Source organism: Desulfobacterales bacterium (assembly GCA_029211065.1).
Taxonomy (GTDB): Bacteria; Desulfobacterota; Desulfobacteria; order Desulfobacterales; family JARGFK01; genus JARGFK01.
In genome coordinates this window covers 1-4528 of sequence record JARGFK010000193.1, presented here as the reverse complement: position 1 = coordinate 4528, position 4528 = coordinate 1, and the positions used below count along the sequence as shown (strand labels likewise).

The window sequence follows — 4528 nt, the reverse complement described above, 5'->3', positions numbered from 1 at the left end:
AATTATCACGAATACTCTATTTAACTCAAATATCTACAGGAAATATCCACTTTAATCTGTTCGCCCAGAATTACTGGCTGACCGCATCTTTCCTTGACAACTGATACGTATTGTCATAAATAGCGTGATCGTTTTAAATAACCGTTCTAAGGCAATCCGTTTGGGCGTTCACCCGGTTGCATCGATTGAGTTTAAGATGGGTAAAATACGGATATTGTTGTATACTTTTTTAGCAATTGCTGCGGGCGGCGCCCTTTCCCTTTTGCTTTTAAACCAGTTCTATAATTCGGTGCCAAAATCACCTGTGGTTCACCCGCTGCTGTCAACGCCCCAAAAGGAGCTGTTTAAAACAACGGCGCATCTTTATTTTGCAGATAAGGAAAAACCTTTTTTAATTGCCGAGGAGCGGGACCTTTTGCACGCAGAGGACGCCGTCAGTTTCGCCAAAATGATTGTAACAGCTCTATCGGAAGGCCCCCGGCAGGAACTCATGCGGACACTGCCTTCGGAAACCGTTTTAAGGGCCTTGTTTATTGATCAGAATAAAACCGCTTATGTTGATTTCAATGAATCCCTTAAAGAAAATCACCCCGGCGGGAGTCATGCTGAAATACTGACGATTTATGCAATTGTAAATTCTCTGGTTTTGAATATCCCGGGAATAGAGACCGCTAAAATTTTGTTTGACGGCCGCGAATCCATGACGCTTAGCGGCCATATGGATCTGCGCTTTCCGATGAAAGCCAATATGTTGCTGGTGCGATGACCAAACAGACCAAAATAAACTGTTTTCGGAATATCGGTATTATCGCCCATATCGATGCGGGCAAGACCACCGTTACCGAACGGATACTCTACTATACCGGCCGTTCCTATAAAATGGGCGAGGTTCATGACGGAGAAGCTGTTATGGACTGGATGCCGGATGAACAGGAGCGCGGCATCACCATAACGTCCGCGGTAACTACCTGCCAGTGGAAAAATTGTGATATCCAGATCATCGACACGCCGGGGCATGTTGACTTTACCATTGAGGTAGAACGATCTTTGAGAGTGCTGGATGGCGCCATCGGCGTATTCTGTGCTGTCGGCGGTGTTGAACCCCAATCGGAAACAGTCTGGCATCAGGCCGACAAGTACCATGTTCCCAAAATTGCGTTTATTAATAAACTGGACCGGATCGGCGCCGATTTTTTGGGAACGGTTCAAATGATTAAAGACCGTTTGAAGGCAACGCCGATCATATTACAACTTCCCGTCGGTTCCGAGGACAATTTTGTCGGCGTTATCGATTTAATCGAAATGAATCAAATCCTGTGGGATGATGATACCCTGGGAGCGACTTACGCCCGTTCTGAAATATCAACCGACGATATTGAAGCCGCGAAAAAATATCGAGAAGAGCTGATTGAAACAGTTGCCGAATACGATGACAGCCTTATGGAGGCATATCTGTCTGAAAAACCGATTTCCACCAGCGACATTCTGTCAGCCATCCGCAAGGCAACCATTAATTTAAAACTGGTTCCGGTCCTGTGCGGCTCAGCCCTGAAAAACAAGGGTATCCAGCCGCTTCTGGACGCGATTGTCAACCTGCTCCCCAGCCCCGCCGAAGTTCCTGCCGTCAGGGGAGTTCATCCCGACAGCGGCGAAACGCTGGAAATTCCCCATAGGGATTCGGGGCCGCTGGTCGCTCTGATATTCAAGGTGTCGATGATGGAGGGACGTAAGCTTTCCTTTGTCAGGGTTTACAGCGGCAAGATGCATGCCGGCAGCGAAGTATACAATGCATCCCGCCGGATCAAGGAAAAAACAGCCCGCATCCTTCGCATGCATGCCAACAAAAAGGAACGGGTTGACGTCGTTGCCGCCGGTGCCATCGTCGGGGTTGTCGGTTTGAAGGAATCTTCAACCGGTGAAACGCTTTGTTCCGCCGAGCATCCGGTGTTACTCGAAAAAATTGAATTTTATGAACCGGTTATTTCCGTTGCAATAGAGCCCAAGACTCACTCGGATCAGGAAAAAATAGATCAGGTCTTAGAAAAATACATGGCCGAAGATCCCACCTTGCGTGTTCGAAAAGATGTAGACACCGGTCAAACCATACTTTCAGGAATGGGCGAGCTTCACCTCGAAGTCGTCATCAGCCGGATGCTGCGTGAATTTAATACCAATGTCAACGTCGGGAAACCCCAGGTTGTCTATCGTGAAACCATCGGGAAAGAAGCCTCTGCAACCGCCCAGTTTGACAGAGAGATTTCCGGCCAGCGACACTTTGGCGGGGTCAGCCTTCAGCTCTTTCCGCTTCCCCGGGGAAGCGGCAATCGCTTTCGTTCAGATATTACGGAAGAGATCATTCCCGGCGCATTTATTGCCGCCGTCGAGAAAGGAGTTAAGGAGTCTTTTGAAAACGGCGCGCTCATGGGCTATCCGGTTGTAGATATTGAAGCCGTCCTTACCGGCGGCGAATATAAGGATACGCTGGGAACGGAACTGGCATATCGGGTCAGCACGTCCATGGCGTGCCAGAAAGCGCTACTAAAAGGAGATCCGTTTCTGCTGGAACCGATTATGGACGTGGAAGTCTTTGTGGCAGAATCCTTTATGGGTGATGTCATTGGCGACCTGAATTCCCGAAGCGGCAAAATCGAATCCATCTTCCCGCAAATGGGCGTTCAGGTAATTAAAGTTATCGTACCCCTTAAACGCATGTTCGGTTATTCCACTGCATTAAGATCCGCCACCCAGGGAAGAGGGACATTTAGCATGCAATTTTCCCATTTTGATCAAAGCTGAATCCCCAAATATTATATGATAAGTCATTTCAACCTTTCAGATTAGATCTGAAAGCAATGCGTCTGCTTAAAGGCGGGACGATCAGGCCTCAGATGGGGTTTTGAAATGACTCTTACCGCGAATCCTGGGGCGACTGTTTTAATTCAGCCTTCAGCTCTTTCAATATATTTTCGATCTTTTGTTTTTTATTGGGGTCGGTTATGTCCGTTAAAGCCCGGTTTAAGTGAAAGTAGGCAGTTTTAGGCTTCCCGGTTTTCTGATAGTAAACCCCCAGATAATAGTGGGAATCGGCCTGCTTCCCCTGTCTGCCGAAAGCCTCCCCCAACGCATAATAGGCCTGTTCATATCCCGGATTTTTGGAAACCAGGACCATCCATGTTTCGGCGGCTTTATCAAATCTTTCCATACCCATTTGGGCCTTGCCCAGAAAAAATAATCTTTCCGGGTCATTGGGATCGATACTGAGAGAACTTTCTAAAATATTCAACGCCTGGGGGTAGCTGCCTTCCTGGACGTATATTTTACCTAAATCGGTCAAAATATAGGGATCAAAAGCCTTTTTTCCCAGTGCCGCTTTCAGATGAATGACCGCATCCCTGCGGTTGCCGGTTCGTGCCTGGATCAAACCCAACCCATAATGCGCCAAAGGATCTTCGGGATAATCCGCAACAGCATCTTTAAACAATTTCAAGGTCAGATTCTCATCCTGATAATTCGCTACCAGGTAAGTATGCGCCCGTCTGAACTCATAAGAATCGGTTTGAACGGCCGGCTTCGAATGCTGGTCCAGCCAGGTATCGATATAGGCGATCCGGTCTTCAGAAGCCGGATGCGTCATTAAATAGGTGGGCACCTGTTCCGATCCGAACCATTGCACACTTCGGATTTTTTTTAAAATGGACATCAAACCGGATGCACTGTATCCGGCCTTGTCCAGGTAATCCAGGCCCCGTTGATCCGCCTGGATTTCATCATCACGGCTGTATGCAAGCATAATGGACTGACCGGCTGCCAACGACCCGATCGTGACCGCATTGGCTGCTGTTGCCGCTCCGCCGGCGCCTAGAAAGATACCGGCCGCAACACCGGCCATGGTCGCGATATTGACTTTTTTGGAACGCTCTATCTTTTGGGAGATATGCCGGCTGGCAACATGGGAAATTTCGTGGGCAATAATTCCGGCAAGCTCATCTTCTGTCTGCATGGCTGCAAAAAGACCGCTATTGATATAGATATGACCTGCAGGCGTTGCAAACGCATTATAAACATCTTCTTTTACAACATAAAAGCGATAGGCAAAGGGTTGCGGCGGCATCATCGCCAGAATCTTTTGACCGATTTTATTAACATGGTTAACGATAACCGGGTCCTTAATCAGCTGATAATGTTTTAACACGAGCTTCTGGAACTCCCGCGACAGCTCTTCTTCTTCTTTTAAGGTGATGCCGACGGCGCTGCGAGGAGAAGCCAGACTGAAAAAACAAAACAGCCCGATACCGAGCAGTATCCATTTATATTTTAATTGCTTGCCAGCTTTCATATGCCTATCCTGAAATACAGATCTTATGAACCCCATGCGCCTGACAATGGGATCAGCTATCTGAGCTTTTATATATAATAGGGTCTTTATATTCTGAAAACAAGAATATCATCTCACATTCCCTGATTCACCGTCAAGAAAAGTAAAAAACCTCGTTGATCCTGAAGAATCAGGGTGATAGGTTAATTTTAG

At 47.4% G+C, this 4528-nt stretch carries 3 protein-coding genes; 2 read left to right on the top strand and 1 reads right to left on the bottom strand.

The annotated features are described in order from the left end of the window. The first annotated feature begins 196 nt into the window (after positions 1-196). Positions 197-766 (top strand): GerMN domain-containing protein, encoded by a 570-nt coding sequence (locus P1P89_22340; protein ID MDF1594260.1) that lies wholly within the window; start codon positions 197-199, stop codon positions 764-766. Beyond that, positions 763-2796: an elongation factor G gene (gene fusA / locus P1P89_22335; GenBank protein ID MDF1594259.1), complete on the top strand. Its 2034-nt coding sequence runs from the start codon at positions 763-765 to the stop codon at positions 2794-2796. Before P1P89_22340 ends, fusA begins: the two co-directional genes overlap by 4 nt. A gap of 112 nt (positions 2797-2908) precedes the next feature. Here the strand turns inward: fusA and P1P89_22330 are convergent, their stop codons facing one another. Further along, on the bottom strand, positions 2909-4336 hold the full coding sequence (locus tag P1P89_22330) for a M48 family metalloprotease (protein ID MDF1594258.1): 1428 nt from the start codon (positions 4334-4336) through the stop codon (positions 2909-2911). Between the last annotated feature and the right edge of the window lie 192 nt (positions 4337-4528).